General features: G+C 46.6%; 19 protein-coding genes. 10 read left to right on the forward strand and 9 right to left on the reverse strand.

Going from position 1 to position 20,502, the window contains the following annotated elements:
- Positions 1 to 195 precede the first annotated feature (195 nt).
- Positions 196 to 1,296, forward strand: coding sequence for an ISAs1 family transposase (locus UF06_RS09855; RefSeq protein ID WP_045570302.1), 1,101 nt, complete (start codon positions 196 to 198; stop codon positions 1,294 to 1,296).
- A gap of 318 nt (positions 1,297 to 1,614) precedes the next feature.
- Here UF06_RS09855 and katG read toward each other — a convergent pair whose 3' ends face one another.
- The gene (gene katG, locus UF06_RS09860; RefSeq protein WP_045570303.1) at positions 1,615 to 3,789 is read right to left on the reverse strand and encodes a catalase/peroxidase HPI; all 2,175 of its coding nucleotides are present in this window, start codon (positions 3,787 to 3,789) and stop codon (positions 1,615 to 1,617) included.
- A 411-nt stretch (positions 3,790 to 4,200) separates the two neighbouring features.
- Here katG and UF06_RS09865 point away from each other — a divergent pair, with 411 nt between their 5' ends.
- Both UF06_RS09865 and UF06_RS09870 read left to right on the forward strand, forming a co-directional pair.
- Positions 4,201 to 5,637, forward strand: a complete 1,437-nt coding sequence (locus tag UF06_RS09865) for a 6-phospho-beta-glucosidase (protein WP_045570304.1) — start codon at positions 4,201 to 4,203, stop codon at positions 5,635 to 5,637.
- An 89-nt stretch (positions 5,638 to 5,726) separates the two neighbouring features.
- A complete protein-coding gene (locus UF06_RS09870) occupies positions 5,727 to 6,731 on the forward strand; it encodes a LacI family DNA-binding transcriptional regulator (RefSeq protein WP_045570305.1) in 1,005 nt (334 codons plus the stop codon).
- A gap of 90 nt (positions 6,732 to 6,821) precedes the next feature.
- On the opposite strand, the gene UF06_RS09875 is transcribed toward UF06_RS09870, so the two are convergent.
- The 3 genes from UF06_RS09875 to UF06_RS09885 form a co-directional block, all read right to left on the reverse strand.
- Positions 6,822 to 7,532 carry a glycerophosphoryl diester phosphodiesterase gene (locus tag UF06_RS09875; protein WP_045570306.1) on the reverse strand — a complete coding sequence of 237 codons (711 nt, stop codon included), beginning with the start codon at positions 7,530 to 7,532 and terminating at the stop codon, positions 6,822 to 6,824.
- 305 nt (positions 7,533 to 7,837) lie between these two features.
- A complete protein-coding gene (locus UF06_RS09880) occupies positions 7,838 to 8,326 on the reverse strand; it encodes a hypothetical protein (RefSeq protein WP_045570307.1) in 489 nt (162 codons plus the stop codon).
- A gap of 244 nt (positions 8,327 to 8,570) precedes the next feature.
- Complete coding sequence (locus UF06_RS09885) at positions 8,571 to 8,804, reverse strand: hypothetical protein (RefSeq protein WP_045570308.1); 234 nt, start codon at positions 8,802 to 8,804, stop codon at positions 8,571 to 8,573.
- Between the two features lie 238 nt (positions 8,805 to 9,042).
- On the opposite strand from UF06_RS09885, the gene UF06_RS09890 reads away from it, so the two are divergent.
- Positions 9,043 to 9,432, forward strand: coding sequence for an ATP-binding protein (locus UF06_RS09890; protein ID WP_045570309.1), 390 nt, complete (start codon positions 9,043 to 9,045; stop codon positions 9,430 to 9,432).
- A 171-nt stretch (positions 9,433 to 9,603) separates the two neighbouring features.
- Positions 9,604 to 10,449: a DNA ligase gene (locus UF06_RS09895; RefSeq protein WP_045570310.1), complete on the forward strand. Its 846-nt coding sequence runs from the start codon at positions 9,604 to 9,606 to the stop codon at positions 10,447 to 10,449.
- Positions 10,450 to 10,456: 7 nt separating this feature from the next.
- Here the strand turns inward: UF06_RS09895 and UF06_RS09900 are convergent, their stop codons facing one another.
- Together UF06_RS09900 and UF06_RS09905 are read right to left on the reverse strand one after the other, a co-directional pair.
- Positions 10,457 to 11,452, reverse strand: a complete 996-nt coding sequence (locus UF06_RS09900) for a DUF3080 family protein (protein ID WP_052702545.1) — start codon at positions 11,450 to 11,452, stop codon at positions 10,457 to 10,459.
- Positions 11,453 to 11,540: 88 nt separating this feature from the next.
- On the reverse strand, positions 11,541 to 12,911 hold the full coding sequence (locus tag UF06_RS09905) for an MATE family efflux transporter (protein WP_045570312.1): 1,371 nt from the start codon (positions 12,909 to 12,911) through the stop codon (positions 11,541 to 11,543).
- Positions 12,912 to 13,156: 245 nt separating this feature from the next.
- Here UF06_RS09905 and UF06_RS09910 point away from each other — a divergent pair, with 245 nt between their 5' ends.
- On the forward strand, positions 13,157 to 13,771 hold the full coding sequence (locus UF06_RS09910; RefSeq protein WP_045570313.1) for a riboflavin synthase: 615 nt from the start codon (positions 13,157 to 13,159) through the stop codon (positions 13,769 to 13,771).
- Between the two features lie 37 nt (positions 13,772 to 13,808).
- Here the strand turns inward: UF06_RS09910 and UF06_RS09915 are convergent, their stop codons facing one another.
- Both UF06_RS09915 and UF06_RS09920 read right to left on the reverse strand, forming a co-directional pair.
- Entirely contained in the window at positions 13,809 to 14,012 is a 204-nt protein-coding gene (locus tag UF06_RS09915) for a CPXCG motif-containing cysteine-rich protein (RefSeq protein ID WP_039426480.1), read from the reverse strand.
- A gap of 304 nt (positions 14,013 to 14,316) precedes the next feature.
- Entirely contained in the window at positions 14,317 to 15,183 is an 867-nt protein-coding gene (locus tag UF06_RS09920) for a fructosamine kinase family protein (protein ID WP_045570314.1), read from the reverse strand.
- A gap of 227 nt (positions 15,184 to 15,410) precedes the next feature.
- Between UF06_RS09920 and UF06_RS09925 the strand changes: the two genes are divergently transcribed.
- The 3 genes from UF06_RS09925 (at position 15,411) to UF06_RS09935 (ending at position 17,837) form a co-directional block, all read left to right on the forward strand.
- On the forward strand, positions 15,411 to 16,376 hold the full coding sequence (locus tag UF06_RS09925) for a response regulator (RefSeq protein ID WP_045570376.1): 966 nt from the start codon (positions 15,411 to 15,413) through the stop codon (positions 16,374 to 16,376).
- Positions 16,373 to 17,335, forward strand: coding sequence for a diguanylate cyclase (locus UF06_RS09930; RefSeq protein WP_045570315.1), 963 nt, complete (start codon positions 16,373 to 16,375; stop codon positions 17,333 to 17,335). Before UF06_RS09925 ends, UF06_RS09930 begins: the two co-directional genes overlap by 4 nt.
- Positions 17,336 to 17,492: 157 nt before the next feature.
- Positions 17,493 to 17,837, forward strand: a complete 345-nt coding sequence (locus UF06_RS09935) for a DUF3802 family protein (protein WP_039436896.1) — start codon at positions 17,493 to 17,495, stop codon at positions 17,835 to 17,837.
- 19 nt (positions 17,838 to 17,856) lie between these two features.
- On the opposite strand, the gene UF06_RS09940 is transcribed toward UF06_RS09935, so the two are convergent.
- Entirely contained in the window at positions 17,857 to 18,339 is a 483-nt protein-coding gene (locus UF06_RS09940) for an NlpC/P60 family protein (protein ID WP_045570316.1), read from the reverse strand.
- Between the two features lie 110 nt (positions 18,340 to 18,449).
- On the opposite strand from UF06_RS09940, the gene UF06_RS09945 reads away from it, so the two are divergent.
- Positions 18,450 to 20,486, forward strand: coding sequence for a methyl-accepting chemotaxis protein (locus UF06_RS09945; RefSeq protein WP_045570317.1), 2,037 nt, complete (start codon positions 18,450 to 18,452; stop codon positions 20,484 to 20,486).
- Positions 20,487 to 20,502 lie beyond the last annotated feature (16 nt).

Here is a 20,502-nt window from a genome sequence, read left to right on the forward strand (position 1 = left end):
TCCCTCTTTGAAATGAGCGAGGGCCAGCAATCTCATTTTCATCTGAATAGATTTCTGCTGGCTTGCGAGCTTTTTAAAGTCGATATTATTGAGACTGTCCATAGCGAATAAGTTTTATCGTTGAATGGCCTCAATTAGATCACATTTTTACTTATATTGGTATAATACCTCCATAGACAAATTGGAGGTCAAACGATGAGTAACCAGCACCCATTTATGCATTTCGATGTCATCCCAGATTACCGTCAACAAGGCAAAGTCGAACACAAGTTAACGGATATCATTTTGTTAACAATCTGTGCAGTACTTTCCGGACAGGATGATTGGAAAGCCATTCATCTTTATGGCACAAGATGGTTAGATTTTCTCAAACGCTTTGGTGATTTTAGTCATGGTGTTCCCTCTGCTATTACCATAGCTCGAGTGATGGGAATGATTAATGCGACACGCTTACAAAAGTGTTTTATCGAATGGATGAAATCATGCTGTGAGCTCACTGATGGTGAGGTGATAGCGATAGACGGTAAAACCGTTCGAGGGTCTTATGATGATTCCCGTGGGCTTGGTGCGATCCATATGGTTAATGCGTTTGCTACAGAGAATGGCGTGTGCCTTGGACAACATAAAGTTTACGAGAAGTACAATGAGATAACCGCTATCCCTGAGTTGCTTCAACTGCTTGATATATCAGGTTTTTTAGTCGCAATTGATGCGATGGGTTGCCAAAAGAAAATCGCGCAAAAGATCCTTGAAAAGAACGCAGATTACTTGCTGGCTGTGAAAGGAAATCAAGGCCGACTAGAGGAGGCTTTTGATAACTATTTTGATATGAGTATGCTACAAAAGCATGATGGTGATTCTTACAGTACTCAGGAAAAATCGCGTGGTCGCCAGGAAACACGATTGGCCTTAGTGAATGAAGATTTAAGAGTTTTGGGCGATCTTGAATTGGATTGGCCAGGGCTTAAAACGATGGGAATTGTGGTCTCCATTCGTCAAGAATCAGCAGTGGCCCAAGAGTCAGAAGTAACGGTGCGATATTATATTAGTTCGAAAGCGCTCAGTGCTAAAGAATTGTTAAATGCTTCACGCTCGCACTGGTTAGTCGAGTCGATGCATTGGATGTTGGATACTGAATTTGGTGAGGATGCTTGCCGTAAACGAGCGGAAGAACGAGCAGAGAATTTCGCAAGGATCAGACAGATGTGTTTAAACATGCTCAAAAGTGAAACGACGCTAAAAGCGAGTATTAAACACAAAAGAGCGATGTGCGCGATGGATCCCGAGTACCTTTGAAGGTTCTGGGAAGCCTTTATTTACGGGAATGTTCATGATTTTTCCCTGCTCAGATTTCTGTTCGTCACAACCAAATTTTGCCATTTGATTCCTTCAGATTCAACCTAACGGTGAACCCCTTACATAGGCTAATGGTTCTCGCTCGACTAAGCCCTTAGAGGACTTTCACCTCCTAGATCTCAACGCCATGCTCGGCAAACCATAAAAAATCGGCCTCAACAATGTTGAGACCGATTATGAGGCCTGCTCAGGATCGTTCAATTACCTAAAACGATGAGCATTACTCAGGTGAGGAGAATTGCTCTATAAAGGTTTGTTTCAGCACAAATCAAATCGATCGGCATTCATTACTTTGGTCCATGCGGCAACAAAGTCTTTGACGAATTTTTCTTTGTTGTCGTCCTGTGCGTACACTTCCGCATAAGCACGTAGGATGGAGTTAGAACCAAACACCAGATCAACACGAGTGGCTGTCCACTTCACTTTGCCGCTGTTACGTTCAACAATCTCGTAAGAGTTGCGACCAGTTGGTTTCCAGGTGTAACTCATGTCGGTGAGGTTAACGAAGAAATCGTTGGTCAACGCACCCACGCGGTCGGTAAACACACCGTGTTGGTTGCCACCGTAGTTAGTGCCAAGCACACGCATGCCACCAATTAGCACCGTCATTTCTGGAGCGGTGAGGCGCAGCAGTTGCGCTTTGTCGAGCAACATTTCTTCCGGTGTGACTACATAATGTTTTTTCTGCCAGTTACGGAAGCCATCCGCGAGAGGCTCAAGCACTTCAAATGAATCGACATCGGTTTGTTCCAGTGTGGCATCACCGCGTCCCGATGCGAATGGTACGGTCACATTGATGCCCGCGGCTTTGGCCGCTTGTTCAATACCTACATTACCTGCCAGAACAATCGTATCGGCGATACTGATGCCTGATTCAGCGGCAATTTTCTCTAATACCGCCAGCACTTTACCAAGGCGCGTAGGTTCGTTGCCTTCCCAATCTTTTTGAGGAGCGAGACGAATACGCGCCCCGTTGGCACCACCACGTTTATCGGAACCACGGAAAGTACGAGCACTATCCCAAGCGGTGCTGACCATTTCACTGATGCTTAGACCGCTTGCCGCGATTTTTGCTTTGACCGCATTGACATCATAGTCTTTACGACCTGCTGGAACAGGGTCTTGCCAGATCAAATCTTCTGCCGGAACATCTGGGCCAAAGTAGCGCGCTTTCGGTCCCATATCGCGGTGAGTGAGCTTAAACCAAGCTCGCGCAAACACTTCTGAGAAGTAAGCGGGATCTTTGTAGAAGCGCTCTGAAATCTTGCGATATTCAGGATCGATTTTCAGAGCCATATCGGCATCGGTCATCATTGGGTTGTAGCGAATACTTGGGTCTTCCACATCAACCGGCTTGTCTTCCTCTTTGATGTTTACAGGTTCCCATTGCCATGCGCCGGCTGGGCTCTTAGTGAGCTGCCATTCATAGCTGAGTAGCAAGTAGAAATATTCGTTATCCCAACGGGTTGGGTGAGTGGTCCATGCACCTTCAATACCACTGGTGACGGTGTTTCGACCAATCCCACGGCTGGTGTGGTTGTTCCAACCTAAGCCTTGTTCGTGCAGTTCGGCGCCTTCTGGATCTGGGCCAAGGTTAGAAGCTTTGCCATTACCGTGCGCCTTACCCACCGTATGGCCGCCGGCCGTCAGAGCAACGGTCTCTTCGTCATTCATTGCCATGCGAGCAAAAGTGACACGCATATCTTGCGCCGTTTTGAGTGGATCTGGGTTTCCATCCACACCTTCTGGGTTGACGTAGATAAGCCCCATCATGACGGCCGCAAGTGGGTTTTCGAGATCGCGCTGACCAGAGTAACGGCTATTTTCACCGCCAGATTTGGCAAGCCACTCTTTTTCCGAACCCCAGTAAATGTCTTTTTCTGGGCGCCAGATGTCTTCGCGGCCAAAGGCAAAACCAAAGGTTTTGAGGCCCATCGATTCATAAGCCATGTTCCCCGCGAGGATCATCAAATCCGCCCAGCTGATTTTGTTACCGTACTTTTGTTTGATAGGCCACAGCAAACGGCGTGCTTTATCTAAGTTGGCGTTATCGGGCCATGAGTTCAGTGGGGCAAAACGTTGGTTACCGGTACCGCCGCCGCCACGACCATCGGCAATACGGTAGGTACCCGCAGAGTGCCATGCCATACGAATCATCAAACCGCCGTAATGTCCCCAGTCGGCAGGCCACCACTCTTGGCTATTGGTCATTAACGCTTTCAGATCGCGCTTTAGCGCTTCTACATCAAGCTTTTTCAGCTCTTCGCGATAATTAAAATCAGCACCAAGTGGATTGGTTTTGCTGTCATGCTGATGAAGGATGTCTAAGTTTAGCGCTTTAGGCCACCAATCCATATTTGATATACCCGCTGACGTTGCACCGCCGTGCATGACTGGGCATTGGCCGCTTGAACCCGCTTTATCGTGCTCCATTGATTACTCCTTGCTTCGCATTATTCCCTTTCAGTTGAAAGTTGCTGCGTGTGGCCATTTTCATGAGACCCGCACTCATATTGGTGTAGGTGCACAGTTTGCCATTTTGCGGCAACCCCAAGTGTCTGGGGATTCTTTGATGAATTTCGTCACTCGAAAGCAGAAAATCAGCTTGTATTCGAATGAGTTGAGATACTGTGTTGACGTTTAGAGTCTAGACACGGATCCCCACTAAGACTAATTAGAATTGCCGATACTTGTGATAGGTAACATTGACCATGGTCATATTGCAGATATTTTATCTTGTAACCGGTTTCGGAAACCGGTTACATTGTAAAAAAGTTTAAGTTATAGTGTCAGCAGTTTGAACTGGCTAAAAATGAATTGCCAATTTTGTGAGAGAGGTCATCTATGGCTAAGTCTATTTTTCCTAACGATTTTTTGTGGGGTGGTGCGGTAGCGGCGCATCAAGTGGAAGGCGGTTGGGATCAAGGTGGTAAAGGCGTGAGCATTGTTGATGTGCTGACTCGCGGTGCGCACGAAGTACCACGCCGTATTACCGATGGGGTTATGGAAGGCGAATTTTACCCAAACCATCAAGCGGTCGATTTTTATCATCACTATAAAGAAGATATCGCGCTGTTTGCTGAGATGGGTTTTAAATGTTTCCGTACGTCTATTGCGTGGACACGGATTTTCCCGAATGGCGATGAAGCCGAGCCAAATGAAGCAGGTTTACAGTTTTATGATGATCTGTTTGATGAGCTTTTAAAGCATAAGATTGAACCTGTCATTACGTTGTCACATTTTGAAATGCCGCTGCATCTGGTAAAGCAGTATGGCAGTTGGCTCAACCGCGATTTGATTGATCACTTCACCAAATTTGCGCAAGTCGTGATGACCCGTTACCAGCATAAGGTGAAATATTGGATCACCTTTAATGAAATCAATAACCAACGCAACTGGAAGCTGCCGATCTTTGGTTATTGCAACTCAGGTATGCTTTACGCTGAGCAAGACCACCCAGAACAAGCCATGTACCAAGTGCTACATCACCAATTTATTGCCAGCGCATTAGCGGTGAAACTGGGGCACGAGATCAATCCGGATTTTAAAATTGGTAGCATGATCCATATGATGCCGCTGTATCCTGCCACCTCACGTCCGGAAGATGTGTTGTTGGCGCAAGAGTTGATGCGTGAGAAATATCTGTTCAGTGACGTACAGGTTCGTGGCTATTACCCCAGTTATCTGCGCAAAGAGTGGCAACGCAAAGGCATCGAGATTGAGATGCAAGCTGGTGATGAGCAGATCCTGCGCCAAGGCTGCGCCGATTATCTCGCCATCAGTTACTACATGACCAACATTGTCTCTGCAGCGCCAGAACAAGAGGGCGAAACCACCTCTTTGTTTGAAACCAGCCGCTTAAACCCGTATCTTCCTGCGTCTGATTGGGGATGGCAGATTGATCCACAAGGTTTACGTTATGCGCTTTCTGAGTTGTATGAGCGTTACCAAAAACCGATTTTTGTGGTAGAAAATGGCCTCGGCGCGCTGGACACCGTCAAAGCGGATGGTTCAATCAACGATGATTACCGAATTCGCTACCTCTCTGAGCATATCGCGGCAGTCAAACAAGCGATCGACTATGACGGTGTTGAAGTGATGGGTTACACCCCTTGGGGTTGTATCGACTGTGTATCGTTCACCACTGGCGAGTACAAAAAACGCTACGGCTTTATCTATGTGGATAAACACGATGATGGCAGTGGCACCATGGCGCGCGCTAAGAAAAAGAGCTTCTACTGGTATCAACAAGTGATCGCCAGTAACGGTGAAAAGCTTTAAATCGTGTCGGCGGCCTTTGGGTCGCCGCTTAATTTTTACGGATTCAGCTTAAACAGTTAAGTTGGAGAAATCATTTTGAAGGATTGTTGATGGCAACCATAAACGACGTGTGTAAATTGGCGGGAGTCTCCAAAGCCACGGTATCACGAGTGCTCAACCACAGCGAGCAGGTAAAACCGAAAACGCGTGATTCGGTGCTGTCAGCCATGCGCCAATTAGGCTATCAACCGAATACGTTGGCACAGGCACTCGCCACCAATACCTCGCACTCAATAGGTTTAGTGTTGCCCCATTTTGAAAGTAGTTATTTTGGTAGCGTACTGTACCATGCAGAGCAAGAGACACAGAAAGCGGGTAAAAAACTGCTGGTCGTGAACAGCAAAAACAGTGAGCAAGGCGAAAAAGAAGCGGTCACCACATTAGCGGCGCAGCGTTGTGATGCGGTTCTGCTTTATAGCCGTCATTTATCGCAGGATGACCTAGTTGGCTTGCAGCAACAGATACAACGACCGCTATTGATCCTCAATCGGCGTTTGACCAACCCTCATTTATATAGCTTTGGTCTCGATCAGCAGCAGGTGACATCACTGGCAATGGAACACTTGCTTTCACTTGGGCACAGACAAATCGCTTGCATTGCGTCGCCATTACAGAGCGAGACGGGCAGAATTCGCTTTCAGGGCTATCAAAAAGCGTTGCAAGATAAGGGTATTGCGGTAAGCACTGATTTGGTGATTGAGAGTAATAACACGCTTGCTGGTGGTTATGAGGCGATGAACAATTTACTCCAAACAGCTGAAACGTTCACAGCCGTTTTTGCCAGCAACGATGATATGGCGCTAGGCGCGATTCGCGCACTGTACGATCACGGGAAGAAAGTGCCTAGCGATATCGCCATAATCGGTATCGATAATGAGCCAGCTGCCGCTTATGCGATACCGAGTTTATCAACAGTCAGCCTGCCGATCGTTACCTTAAGTAAAGATGCGACACTTTGTGCTCTCAAGCTCGCCAACAAGGAAACTGTGCCTGTCGAGCATCGTGTTTACCAAAGCGAATTAGTGATTCGAGAATCAACCGGCAAACAAGGTTGATTCGATAAGAAGTGAACAAAAATACCCACCAACGTTGATGGGCATCGTTATTAAAACAGCTTTGAAACAACCTCTCGAGAACAGAAGGCGTTAAGAGGTAAAACGTTCAGGGAAATCAGAGAAAATCGCATCGACTTTGTCAAAATAACGAAACTTATCCGGCTGGTTGAGGGTAAAACACCAGATCTGATATCCGCCGCGGCGCAAGTCGAGAATGTGTTTTTCTGTAATCCAGCGATAGTTCAAGTTACAACTGAACGCGTTGACTTCTTTCAGCACTTGTCTGTCGCGCTGCGACAAACGTTCACTTAGCACGGCCAGTCGGTAACCCGGGCAGTGTTTATGTAACTGCAAAATCACCTCATGGCTAAAGCTAGACAGCAAGATTTTGTCGGTAGTGAGTGGGCTATCATCAAGCAATTCTTTGAGATTGCGCACAATTCCACTCAATTCGTGGCGATCGACTTTGACTTCAATGTTTAAGCCCAAATCGTACTCAGCCGCCATTTTTAACAGCGATTCCAATGTCATGATCGGTTCATCATTGAACTTGGGGTCGAACCAACCGCCAAAGTCTAAATCTTGTAATTCTTCCAGCGTGTGCTCATCGACGCGGCCTTTACCGTTGCTACACCGGTCGATCGTGTGGTCGTGGCAAACAACCAAAACGCCATCTTTGGTCGGCTGTACGTCAACTTCAACCCAGCTGAGACCAAGATCAATCGCTGCTTGCACACTTGCCCGCGTATTTTCTGGATAAGAACCTGCCACACCACGGTGGCCGACAATCATTGGAGGCATTGTTTTTCCTTAAAAATCATACCAAAAAGCGGGTATGGATAGCTTGGCGACGCTGTCACAGCAGAAAAGCCACTAGTGTGATTCAAAGCACAAAAATCCATTGTATTTCAGACAGTTCACTCTCTTACAGCGCAGCATATCGCCCTTGCGGTCTTTTGTCTTCAAGCGAAGCGTAATATTTTTCGCTTTCAAACAAATTTGCTTGTTCAGCAGAAACTCGATGAATTGGTAAACTAAATAAGCAAAGGGGTCTGCCTAAAAAGACAAACCCCAAAGTAGAAAGTAAGTTGCCGAGAGTTTGCTAATTACACGCCTGCGCGTTTGAGCAGGCCAGTCATCAGCGCAGAGCTAGAGCGGACTTGCTTCGCCTTATTTCCCAACATTTTTGCCAGCGCAATGTTATTGATACTTTTTGCGATGTAAGACATTGAGCCGTAGAGATCCGTGGCCGATTTAATTTTCGCTTTATCGTTCAGTGGCGCGAGTAGCTGAACCATTTGAGTTCCGCTCATCCCTTTATCGTTCGCGTAACTTTCCACGGCGTTAAGTAGTTGGTCAAGATCGAGCATCGCTTCAGCACTTTCGATGCCTTGCTTTTTCATCTCTTTCTGATTGCGCTTACGCATTTGCTTGATAATAAAAGAAGGCGTGTTGGCTTTTTTGTAAACCACGTAACCAAGCAGGGCAACCACAGCAATACCCCCTAAAACATAACCCCAAACTGAACCTGAAGATTCAACCACAGGTTGTAGGGTTTCGACGGTATACTCCACGGTAGTTGGTGCATCAGACATAAAAATTACCTTTGAAAATGGCTTCGGTTTGGAAGCGTAATACTAAAATTCACTGGCGCAGGCTCGCATTGCGGTGCATCAAATTAATATGAATAACCCTCTCCTGAGAGAGGGTCTGCTAACTCATACTGTGATCATTGGGATTTGAACGGAAATAACAAGCTAACTTGCTACAAATTGTAAAAAAGAGTCGCCCTAAATCACATTTTCCTTGTGTGAATGAGCAAAAAATCAACAGTAAAGATTATTTTCGACTGGCATTGCGCTCCGTTTTAACGCTGGAATAACGGACGATCTCATCCACCAGTTCACGTATTTCTGGTGGCGTATAGTGAACCGCTTGTCGATTGCTGCGAGACTGAGCGGGCGACTGTGCCAACTCACGTTTGGTCGCTGGTTTGTGTGAACGCTGGATCACCTGATACAAGCTGTCCGCACCTTCAATGATCTGCCATCTTTTATCCCAAAAACTGCCCATACTGGTGCCTCCTATGTTTCAATTTGGTGCAACACTTTGTTTAAAAAGGGCGAAGTACGCCGAATTTATCCTTTGAAACGAATAGGGCAATTTTCAGGCCAAAGTGACATGGTTCTAAATTATTTTACGTTTGTTCAATTGTTCGGATCGAACCAAAACGCCAACTCTTGTCGCAAGTGTGTATAATCCTTAGCGGTTTATTTCTCTTCAAAAGCGGCGTCATCGCGAGGTTACTTCAATGACAAACGCAAAACTGACGCTAATCCGTGGCTTGCCGGGTTCCGGCAAAAGTACCTTGGCGCAAAAGCTGGCCAGAAAACATCAGGCGATACACATTGAGACGGATATGTTTTTCGTCGATGCAAACGGAGAGTATCACTTCGAGCCGCAGAGACTTAGTGAAGCGCATCAATGGTGTTTAGCGCGCACCATTGAGCTTTTACAAAGTCAGCGACATGTGATTGTCAGCAATACATTTATACGCCACTGGGAACTAGCACCCTATCGCCGATATGCCCAAAATAATCACATTCCACTTAAGGTTCTGGTTTGCAAAGGAGAGTACGCTAGCGTTCATCAAGTGCCAGCACAAACGATAGAGAAAATGCGTAAAATTTGGCAAGACTAAACTCAACTCCGATTTAACGTGCTATGTCGCACCTGCGACTGAAATACGATGTTTGTCACAGCCGGAACTACAAAATCATCCTCGCAATAGTAATATATTCAACTTGCCCAAGATGAACAATTCGCACCCAATTTGATCCTTGAAAAATGATAACTTATGAGGATTTATGCGATGCGTCTTACCATCTTAGCTTCCTGCCTATTGGCCACTTTCGCTACTTCTGCTGAAGGGCTTTCTCCACCGCCAGAGGCAGATATTGTGCTGGCTGAAAACTACCAAAGCGGAATTAACATCGATGAGTACTGGTACAGCGAAAAACTGGATGGCATTCGTGCCTATTGGACAGGGGGGCAGCTCCAAACTCGAAGTGGTAAAAAAATTCACGCTCCAGCCTGGTTTGTGGAGGCGCTACCCAGCTATCCGTTAGATGGCGAGCTTTGGGCGGGGCGAGGTCACTTTCATCTTGTGCAGCAAACCGTGTTAGATACTAGCCCGATAGACCAAGCATGGCAGCAAATTCGCTTTATGCTTTTTGATTCGCCACATACCGCAGGCGACTACCGCAAGCGTTACCATCACATCACTGACTTGGTTCGGACAATGGATGTTCAACATATCCAATACGTTGAGCATCTGCCGATACAAAGTGAACAAGCGCTGTTTGCACACTTAGATGAAATAGATCACCAGCAAGGAGAGGGGATAATGCTGCGTAAAATCAGCAGCCGCTACCAAGCGGGTCGCAGCTCCGATCTACTTAAACTCAAGCGTTATCAAGACGATGACGCGGTGGTGATTGGCTATAAGCCCGGTAGTGGGCGCCTTATGGGTAAAATGGGCGCCATTTTGGTTCGGCTGGGGGATGGAACAGAATTTTATATCGGTAGCGGGTTTACCGATGTGCAACGCGAAACGCCACCAGCGATCGGCAGCACCATTACTTTTCGTTATAACGGCCTAACCCACAATGGCATTCCTAAGTTTGCTCGTTACTTGCGCCAGCGTGTTACTCAATAAGCGCGGACTATTGAACAGGGTTCTGGCAGCGCTGAAAAAGCTGCTGCCAAAACTGAATGTGTTGTAGATTGGCCTGGCGAAATTCTTGATGAGCTTCTTGGAGTCGATATGCCGAGTTTTGCTCTTCAAATGACGTAATGATGATGGGCAAATGGTTACTCAATTGATAGTAAGCTGCGTCAAGGTCGGCATTATACGCTTGAATCGACTTTATGTAGTATTCATCAAAAACGTTGCGCAGGTAGTTAAAACGAGTCTGATCCCGATTAGCGCCGCAGTGAATTGAAGAAATATGCTTCGATAGCATCTCAGTGGTGAGATTCAGCCAACGTGTTGAGCGTTGTAGCGAGTAGTACAAAGCACCAATCAGGGGTGCTCTCTCTAAAACTTCTTGGTAGGGGTAGACTGACAGAGTAAACGGTTCACCCGCCTTGGCCGCGGCGTCTATCTGCGCAAAAATCGACAAGGCGTCATGAATTTCACTCCACTGGCTTTGTTGTCCCTCCATTAACCACTGATGACCACTGAGCTGCTTTCTCATCGCGTCACTGGTCAAGATTAAGTTTCGCAAATGGATGGACAAATGACCCTGTTTGATGTTGGCAAGATCTTCCAGTTGCTTCCTCAAACGAGCCGAGAGCGAGTCGGACATCAGGCAGTGACGTAGCGTATTACTTAAACGTAGTTGATAGTCGAAATCTTGGAACTGATCCCAAACTTTTCCAAGCGACGAGTTCTTTTCAGCAACGATTTGAAAAAGGCCACAATCACTCAACTCATAACTATCCAGTAAACCGAGATATAAGCGAGGCAGCTCGCTGTATAGCCGTCTTTTATCCTCAAGTGTGATGGCAAATGAGGAGGGAGGTGTTGGCGCATCCACCTCAAGAACGTTGGCCAGACGCTCTGCATAGGTGACAAAACGATCTTCGATACCGCCATTGTCAGTGCAGGCAGTAAGCACAAAGAGAGCCAATAAGAGTAAGCAAACACGCTGCAACATAGTCATCCTCAATAACCTTCCACGCTTAAGATAGTATAAAGCCGGCATCCGCCGGCTTGAAGAGTGGGGGCAATAACTGGGTAGATAGCTATTTTCCTACCAGTTGCAGCTGTATGTCGTCACTTTGCTTGTGCAACCAATGCAGACGTAGTCCCAACATTAACGCTGCCGCTGAGAGGCCGACGATGAAACCAATCCAAAAGCCTTGCGCTCCCATGGGTTCAACAATCCAATCGGTAATGCCAAGCACATAGCCCGTTGGTAAACCCAGCAACCAGTACGCAATAAACGTACGGTTAAAGATGGCCTTCATGTCTTTGTAGCCACGAAGTGCACCTGCCGCAATGACTTGAATCGCATCCGTGCATTGATAGATGGCCGAAAACAGCAGTAGTTGCATAGCGAGATGGATCACCGCTTGGTTGTCGGTATAAAGCAATGCAATCGGCTCACGCAGCAGCACAGTTGCCGTCGCCGTGAGTACCGCAGTGAGTAGCCCAACCATCAGACCAACGTGGGAAGCCACTCTCGCGCCTTCAGTGCTGGCTTCGCCAAGTTTATGACCAACGCGAATGCTGGTCGCCGCGCCAATACTCATTGGTAGCATAAACAGCAAGGAGGAAAAGTTGATCGCCACTTGGTGGGCTGCAACCACCACAGAGCCGAGCGGCGCAACCATCAACGCCACAACGGCAAAAAGAGTGACTTCAAAAAACAGTGCGGCGGCGACAGGGAAACCAAGTTTAAAGAGTTTGATTTGAGCACTCAGATTAGGGCGATACCAAACATGGAATAGCTTCACCTGTTTGAGCCTTTGTGACGTCGTCACATAAAGCAGCAACATGAAGAACATGATCCAGTAGACAATGGCCGTCGCCACCCCACAACCGACGCCACCGAGCGCAGGCGCGCCAAGTTTGCCGTAGACAAACATCCAGTTGAGCGGAATATTGAGCAGCAAACCGAAAAAGCCGATGACCATCGCTGGTTTAGTCAAAGAAAGCCCGTCGGTCAAGCTACGCAGTGTTTGAAACAGCAAAAACGCAGGCACAGCAAAGATCACCGCGTGGATATAACCTACGGTTTTGGTCGCTAGTGCGACTTCGACATCCATAAGGCTAACAATTCGTTCAGTCTGAAAAAGCACCGCGATGATAGGCACACTGATAAGCAGTGCCATTACTGCGCCTTGCTGGATTTCATACGGCACATTGTCGCGTTTTCCGGCGCCATTGAGCTGAGCAACAACTGGGACCAGGGCCATCAATAGTCCAATGCCAAACAGAATTGAAGGAAACCAAATGCTTGACGCAACGGAGACGGATGCCATATCGATTGCACTCACGCCCCCGGCCATCACGGTATCGACAAAACCCATACCGGTTTGTGCAACGGATGCAATGAGTACTGGTGTTGCTAGCCTGACGAGGCTGGATGCTTCTTTCTTGTAATTTTGCACGTCTACTCCACTAGATAGGTAAATATGTTATAAGGTCTTACTGCATTTCCGGGGCAGACAAAGGCGCGTAACCTATGGAGTGGTTGAGCTGATGAACATTCAGCACAGGTATCATTTCGGGAAAGTTGTCTGGTGTTGAGCGTAGGCCAGAACAATGAGTATGATTTTTTTGAAGCCTCCGGAATATTGATCCAGGATAATAATGGAATCTTAAACTACGCGCTAGAGAAAAGAGGTCGCATAGCATGTTTACAGGCATTGTTCAGGGAATGGCAGAAGTGGTCATCATCGATAAGAAAGAGCAATTTCAGACTCATACACTCCGTTTATGCAATGAAATGTTAGAAGGGTTAACAATCGGTGCATCGGTGGCCCACAATGGCTGTTGCTTAACCGCGACTCGCATTGACGGTGAACTGGTTAGTTTTGACCTCATGCGGCAAACCCTACGACTGACCAACTTGGGTGACTTACAACCAGGCGACAAAGTGAATATTGAGCGAGCCGCGAAGTTTGGTGATGAAATCGGTGGACACAGCATGTCAGGCCATATCAGCAATACCGCTGTGATCGAAGATGTGATTGATAGCCCCAATAACCGCACCGTTTGGTTTAGCTTGCCAGAGAAGCAAATGAAATACGTGCTCGAAAAAGGTTTTATTGGTGTGGATGGCAGCTCGTTAACTATCGGTGAAGTCACAGAGAACCGTTTTTCTGTACATCTCATCCCAGAGACATTAAATCGAACTCTGTTTGGCGTAAGAAAGGTTGGAGAGCGAGTGAATATCGAATTTGACCCACAGACCCAAGCGATTGTGGATACCACTGAACGCGTGTTGGCGGCGAAAGGTCTGGCTTAACAACACACCGCCACGTTTATGTGGCGGTAATCTTCTCTTAGAAAACCTGCTCGTCGTCGGCGTCTATCGTTAGTTGAATGGTGTCTTGCATTTCGTCCACCATCATATTGAGGTGGATTGCGTGGCAACAAGCTGGGCAGTCATCGTAGAAGTCTTGACTGCCATTGCTGGCGTCTAATGTAATACCGATAAGATGCCCGCAATGAGGGCACTTGATGTGTTTTTCAGTGTAGTTACGCATACTTCTTTTCCTTACGTCTATTCTGGTTTGTGTCGGCAAACGTGGCGCGTGACGAAATGCTTGCTAGCCAAAGCGCTCAAAAGCAGGTTTATTTGTACACAACAGCACTACGCTCTGAGTTTATGTTAGGCAGGAAAGTTGATGTTTGACTCAAAATAAGTGCAAAACATGACAAAAAATTCAATACATAGACAAACGAACAGAAGTTAAAGTGATATGACTCGAAAAATGTCATCGTTGTACTGAAAACGATGACATTCTTGATTTAGCTCTGCTGGCTCGGCGTTTAATTTATCCCCTTTCCTCAGTAGGAGAGGACATTATCAACCGCCTTCTGAGCTTGCTCTAGATAGTGGCCGCCAAATTGATTGCAATGATTGAGGAGATGGTAAAGGTTATAAATTTCTCGACGCTGAGCGTAACCAAATGGGAGCGGGGCTAAGCTTTCATAACCTTGGTAAAACTCGGGCTGAAAACCGCCAAATAACTCCGTCATGGCAATATCGCATTCCCGATCTCCCCAATAGCTCGCCGGATCAAAACAGATTGGGCCAAAGGCAGATAATGCCATATTTCCATGCCATAAATCGCCATGCAATAGGGAAGGGCGAGGGTTGTGGCTAATGAGCTGACGTTTTACCACGTCGACAATCTCATCCAACACACCAAAATTGACGCCTTTTTCACGTAAAAGTTGCAACTGCCAACCGATGCGCTGCTCAGCGAAAAAGGTGTGCCATTTTTTGTGCCAAGCGTTTGGCTGCAGTACCGCGCCAATGAAGTTGTCTTGGTCGAAACCATACTCTTTCTGTTCTCCCCACAAATGCAGTCTCGCAAGCTGTTGGCCCAATTGATAACTGCTTTGCACATCTTCAAGTGGTTTGGTCGGGAGGTAATTGAGAATGATGAAAGCGTTGGATTTAGAGACGCCTGTCAAAATTAATTCTGGCAGATGAATGGTGCAGGTTTCTCGTAACTGACGCAGATTTTCCGCCTCACTTTCAAACTTTTGCAGGAAATCACGCTCGTTGACTTTGACAAAATAACGATGTTCACCATCGCTGATCATAAAGCAGTCACTGATATCACCGCCATCAAGCGGTACCTTCTCTACAATCTCGTAAGAGAACATTAAAGTGTCTGAAAGCTGCTCTGAAATCGCTTGCCACATAAAGCCTCCCATCTGACTACGCTGGTTTCATCCTAAGTGTATGCTAGAAGAAGAAACAAAATGTCGCCATTTCACAAACTTCAGTAAGAATCAGGTAATTTTTCGAAAAAAAATAACTCAAATGTGAATTTAGTCGCTTATATCCCCGCTTTTTCTCTCTTTTCCCTCTAGAGCATTTTTTGTTCGACACGTATTATTCATTTTTTGATATTGGTTCCACGGTCTGTATGAAAATACTCATTTGCGATGACTCGGCGGTTGCAAGAAAGTCAATCAGTCGTTCAATTGTATGCGATAGCTCTGTGCATCTTCTCGAAGCGCAAGATGGCTATGAAGCGCTGCAGATCATGATGGAACAAAATATCGATGTGCTGTTTTTGGATCTCACTATGCCAGTGATGGACGGCTTTGAGCTGTTAGCCAGTTTGCCCGTCAGCCAGTACAAAACCCGTGTGGTGGTTGTATCGGGCGATGTGCAAAGGGAAGCTAAGCAGCGATGTCTGAATATGGGAGCCATCGCCTTTGTAGAAAAACCCTTTAGCGATGAAGAAGCAGAACCTTTGTTTCAGCAACTGGGGCTACGCTACACCAACCCTCATATTAAGCCCGTTCTTAAATCCGAAGCGCTCGCCACCCCACTTTTAAAATTTAAAGAGATCGCCAATATTGCTTTGGGGAAAGGGGCGGCGATTATGGCAGACCATCTTAATGAGTTCATTCAGCTACCAGTACCGAATGTCGGACCACTCACCTGTGGGGAGCTTTATATGACGGTGGTTGATGTGGTGAAAAGGGAAGGATCGGTTGCGGTCTCACAGCGTTTTGTTGGTGGCGGGATTCATGGTGAAGCCTTAGTTTGTCTTCGTGGCAACGACATTGACCAAATAGGTGAGAAGCTCGGTTACCACAAAGACTTTACCACCCACAACGAGGCGATTCTCAACATTGCCAACTTACTGGTTTCTTCTTTTTTAACCTCGCTTGGTGACCACCTCGACAAATCCTTCTCACTTCGTCAGCCCGCCATCATCGATATGGTGATACAGGACGTCGATTGCGGACAAGAATCAGACGAGCTGTTTACCATTGAGTACACCTATTTTGCTGAAACCATGGATTTTGAATGCGAGGTGCTGTTTCTCATTGATAGTCCGTCGGTTGCTATCATCTACGACATTATGGAGACATTATGACTTCGGACTTAACGCTCGATATTGCCGATTTTCACTGGGTCACCCAAATTCTCGATACCATGGACTCTGGCTTGGTTGTTATCGACCGCTCATTTCAAGTGTGTGTCTGGAACAGCTTTATGCAGTCCTACAGTGGGGTAATGTCGCAGAAGATTCTAGGGCGAAATCTCTTTGAATGTTTTCATGAGTTACCACGTGTTTGGTTGGAGACCAAAGTAAATACCGCTGCTGAACTGGCGACGCGCTCTTTCTCTAGTTGGGAAAACCGCCCTTATCTATTTAAGTTCCATAATTTCTCGCCAGTCTCGCATGGCAGCACGTATATGTATCAAGACATCGTCATTACGCCATTGCGCTCTCTGTGTGGTCAGGTGACACACATAGCGATTCAGATTAATGATGTTTCCGAAATTGCTCGCAGTAAAATTCACCTCAAAGAGACTAATCAGCATCTATCAGAAATGAGCCGCCGTGATGGACTAACAGGGCTGTATAATCGAGCCTTCTGGGAACAGTCGATGAAAGAAGAGTTTAATCGAATGCAGTTTCTCGATACACACAGCTCACTGGTCATTTTCGATATCGATCATTTTAAACGAGTAAATGATACCTACGGCCACCATGCAGGCGACGAAGTGATTCGTAAGACCTCTAATATGCTTAAGAAAACTGCTCGTGGCAGTGACTTGTGTGGGCGCTATGGTGGTGAAGAGTTTACCGTGCTATTGCCAAACACCAGCGCCGATCAAGCGCGTTATTTCGCTGAGCGTTTACGCAAACGAGTAGAGCAAGAAATCGTCCGAGTCGAAGATTTCGTGATCAATTACACCATCAGCTTAGGTGTATGTGAATTTAAACCTGCTTTTTCCGGATACATAGAGTGGCTCAAATGCGCGGATAAGGCACTTTATGTGGCAAAAGAGAGTGGCCGCAACCAAACTTGTGTTTACGAAGAGTGATCTCTGTTCGCTTTTGATGGAAAGTACGCCATTTGATCAAATTCTGCGATTTATAATTGATTAAGTTGGTGAAATTTCCCAGACATGTCTTAGTATTAACTTAGATAAAAAAGTTGTAAGCTTACGCTTGATGTAAGCATTCAGACGGAGAAGAAGAGTGGTTGTTGAAACCGATGGATACTTAGCTCTCATAGAGCACCTTGCCTTGAATCTTGATGTATTCGCGTCTGACGTTGGCGATACAGGCACAGAAACCATAGAAGATGTGATCACAGACATGATTGCATCCAACATCATGGCTCTTTTTGAACAGAACCCAGAACTGCATTCCAGCATCCGTTTTAAATTGCTGAAAGAGGCAGATATGGTCGCAGACGATTTGGGTGAAGTGCTGGCGGGCGTTTGGCATAAGAAAGCGACAAACGAACAGATCAATTTTCTTGATGAGTACATTGCACTGGTAAAAAACCTATTTGACAGTGCTGTGGCGAAGTACGATTGAGACTACCAGGTCAGAAGAGTTAGAGAGTAACTCTTCTGACCTGCCAAAATTTATCCACCCAATAAGGGTTATCAAGCCGTGAAATGATTACTCCCTTCGTTGTTGATGCATGCATAAACTGCAACCCACCTAAATATATTCCTACATGATAGTCCGATTTGCTGGTTTTAAAGAACAGTAAGTCCCCCTGCTGCTTCTGCTGCCATTCAATCTTTCGGCTCGCATCGAATTGCTCTCTCGTGGTTCTGGGCAGAGTAAATTGATAGGCTTGGCCAAAGGCATGTTGAACAAAAGCAGAACAATCAATACCGTCTTTGTCATGCCCACCAAACTGATAAGGTGTGCCATGCCATTCAAGATAGAATGAGTGCAGTTCAGGATTGTTGGCAAAAATGTGATCTGAAAGGTTCAGTTTATCAACCTCGCGGTGAGCCATCTTCGTCTGGCTGCATCCACCAACAAGCAAAATCATTAGCAAAATTAAATAATTAAATTGTTTCATATGTAATCAGGATGTCTTTTTACTGTCATGTAACTGTCACGAAGGACCCATAAACTTGGTAGTAAATCACACTTTGTCTCATTCTTGTGACTTGATACTTTGGTTAATGTATGAATTTGCCTAAAACTAAACGCGCTTCTCTCTCTTTGATCCAGGCGATCAGCGTGCTGTTTCTCTCTATCATTCTCCTCGTCTTTGCACTCTCGATCTCGAGTTACAACGGTGTGCAAAAGATAGGTACACAGTTTAGCACCTTGTCGACCCAAGCTTTACCACTTGCGATGAATAACGCCAAACTAACCCAGAACATTCTTGAACAGATCAAACTGCTCAACTACGGATCTTCACTTAAAGCCCCGGGTGAACTGCAAGCAACTCGCATTAAAATCAAGCAGTTAACTTCAGAAACGTCTCAATATATTGAACGAGTGATGGCAGTTACCAGCGCTTTTGAACAAGTGATTTCCACGCAACAGCAGCAGCAGTTGCAAAGTAATGTCGATGCGATAGCCCAGATCACCTCAGATATCTTGACGAGACAAGCACAAGCGATCGACAACCAACAAAAAATTGACCAAGCGATTAGCAGTTTTCGCTATGGTCTCAGCTCTATTGGCCCAGAAATGAATCGTATCAGCTCGTTTTTGAGTCTCGATAATCCTGAGTCAACCGATGCCGCAAACCGCTTTAGCGCAGGGGCAAGCTCCATGGAGAGCACGTTTCTCATGCTAATGATGCAAAGCGATCCAGAAAAGGCGGAGAGCGAGTATCGTGAAATGCGTAACCGTATCGCCGGGATCCGTCTCGCTTATGATGATTTTAAAGAGTCGCATCCAGACGTCACCGAATTTGCTAGCTTGACCGCGCCTTATGACATGGTGTTGGCTGGCTTTAAAGAGCAAGGCGTCCTAGCGATGTTGATGGAGAGAGTTCGAAATCAACAAGAGCAGCAGACGCAGATCACTCAAGCTACACATTTATCCAATGAAACCATCGAGCTATTGAACGCGATCTCGGCCACTGCCTCGTCACTGATCCACCAAGGCGAGCAGATTGTGAATCAAACCATTAGCAATATGAGCCTCACTCTGACGCTCAGTGGCGTAGTGGTCGTTGCTCTGGTCATCACTTCATGGCTTGGTTTCCGTGCATGGGTCAATCGTGGTTTGAAAAATATTCTGAAACGCCTTTCTGAGCTCACGCAACACAACTTTACCCAGTTGGCAGAGGAAGTGGGGCCGCGTGAGATGTGTGAAGTGGCGAGAAAACTCAACCAAGTGATCAACTCCACGGGTGAATCGCTCACGGTCGTCACGAGAAACTGTGAGGCGCTCTATCAGACGGCAGAAATCAGTCACGGTGCGGCAGAGTATTCTAGCCAAAGTTTGAGTGTGCAAAATGATGCGTTAGCGGCGATGGTGGCGACGGTCACTGAACTGGAAGCCTCTATCAAAGAGATCGCCTCGGTAACTAGTGCCTCTTACGATGATGCCAAAACGGCGACAGAAAATACGCTGCACGGCGTCAGTGTGGTCGAGGGAAGTCTCAATCGTTTGGCGCTGCTTGAACAGTCATTGAACATCAACGAAGAAGCGATGCGCGAGTTGGATTTGCGCGTTAAGGCCATTCGCGAAATGGTCGATTTGATTAGTGGTATTGCGGAGAACACCAACTTGCTGGCATTGAACGCAGCAATTGAAGCGGCCCGTGCAGGTGAGCAAGGGAGAGGATTTGCTGTCGTAGCCGATGAAGTCCGTAAGCTGGCCAGCGATACCTCCAAACAAACGTCAAACATCAGCGAAATGATGAACGAGTTAATATCGGCGGCAGAGAAAAGCCGCCAATCGGTGGAAGAATCGCGTAAAGGAATGGCCGAAGCACTAGCAGCAAGCAGTGAAGTGAAAGTCGCCTTCAGCGATATTGAGATCGCAGTTGGGCATATTCGCGAGCGCGTTGAACAAATTACTTTGTCGACAGAAGAGCAGCAGCGAGCCACCTCGGAAGTCTCGCGCGCCATTGCTCATGTTTCTGAGCAGGGCGATCAAACTAGGCAGCAGTTGGAATCGATGGTGGAGAGCTCACAGCAAGTCGCTGATATTGCAGGTCAGCAGCAAGAGATGCTACATAAATATCAGTTAGCCAGCTAGCTTAACGAATTTTTAG

This window comes from Vibrio sp. S234-5, from assembly GCF_000960595.1.
In the GTDB taxonomy this organism is placed as follows: domain Bacteria; phylum Pseudomonadota; class Gammaproteobacteria; order Enterobacterales; family Vibrionaceae; genus Vibrio.

Coding starts and splice junctions, on each gene's coding strand:
- UF06_RS09855 (WP_045570302.1), top strand. CDS start 196: ATGAGTAACCAGCACCCATTTATGCATTTCGATGTCATCCCAGATTAC.
- katG (WP_045570303.1), bottom strand. CDS start 3,789: ATGGAGCACGATAAAGCGGGTTCAAGCGGCCAATGCCCAGTCATGCAC.
- UF06_RS09865 (WP_045570304.1), top strand. CDS start 4,201: ATGGCTAAGTCTATTTTTCCTAACGATTTTTTGTGGGGTGGTGCGGTA.
- UF06_RS09870 (WP_045570305.1), top strand. CDS start 5,727: ATGGCAACCATAAACGACGTGTGTAAATTGGCGGGAGTCTCCAAAGCC.
- UF06_RS09875 (WP_045570306.1), bottom strand. CDS start 7,532: ATGCCTCCAATGATTGTCGGCCACCGTGGTGTGGCAGGTTCTTATCCA.
- UF06_RS09880 (WP_045570307.1), bottom strand. CDS start 8,326: ATGTCTGATGCACCAACTACCGTGGAGTATACCGTCGAAACCCTACAA.
- UF06_RS09885 (WP_045570308.1), bottom strand. CDS start 8,804: ATGGGCAGTTTTTGGGATAAAAGATGGCAGATCATTGAAGGTGCGGAC.
- UF06_RS09890 (WP_045570309.1), top strand. CDS start 9,043: ATGACAAACGCAAAACTGACGCTAATCCGTGGCTTGCCGGGTTCCGGC.
- UF06_RS09895 (WP_045570310.1), top strand. CDS start 9,604: ATGCGTCTTACCATCTTAGCTTCCTGCCTATTGGCCACTTTCGCTACT.
- UF06_RS09900 (WP_052702545.1), bottom strand. CDS start 11,452: ATGTTGCAGCGTGTTTGCTTACTCTTATTGGCTCTCTTTGTGCTTACT.
- UF06_RS09910 (WP_045570313.1), top strand. CDS start 13,157: ATGTTTACAGGCATTGTTCAGGGAATGGCAGAAGTGGTCATCATCGAT.
- UF06_RS09915 (WP_039426480.1), bottom strand. CDS start 14,012: ATGCGTAACTACACTGAAAAACACATCAAGTGCCCTCATTGCGGGCAT.
- UF06_RS09920 (WP_045570314.1), bottom strand. CDS start 15,183: ATGTGGCAAGCGATTTCAGAGCAGCTTTCAGACACTTTAATGTTCTCT.
- UF06_RS09925 (WP_045570376.1), top strand. CDS start 15,411: ATGAAAATACTCATTTGCGATGACTCGGCGGTTGCAAGAAAGTCAATC.
- UF06_RS09930 (WP_045570315.1), top strand. CDS start 16,373: ATGACTTCGGACTTAACGCTCGATATTGCCGATTTTCACTGGGTCACC.
- UF06_RS09940 (WP_045570316.1), bottom strand. CDS start 18,339: ATGAAACAATTTAATTATTTAATTTTGCTAATGATTTTGCTTGTTGGT.
- UF06_RS09945 (WP_045570317.1), top strand. CDS start 18,450: ATGAATTTGCCTAAAACTAAACGCGCTTCTCTCTCTTTGATCCAGGCG.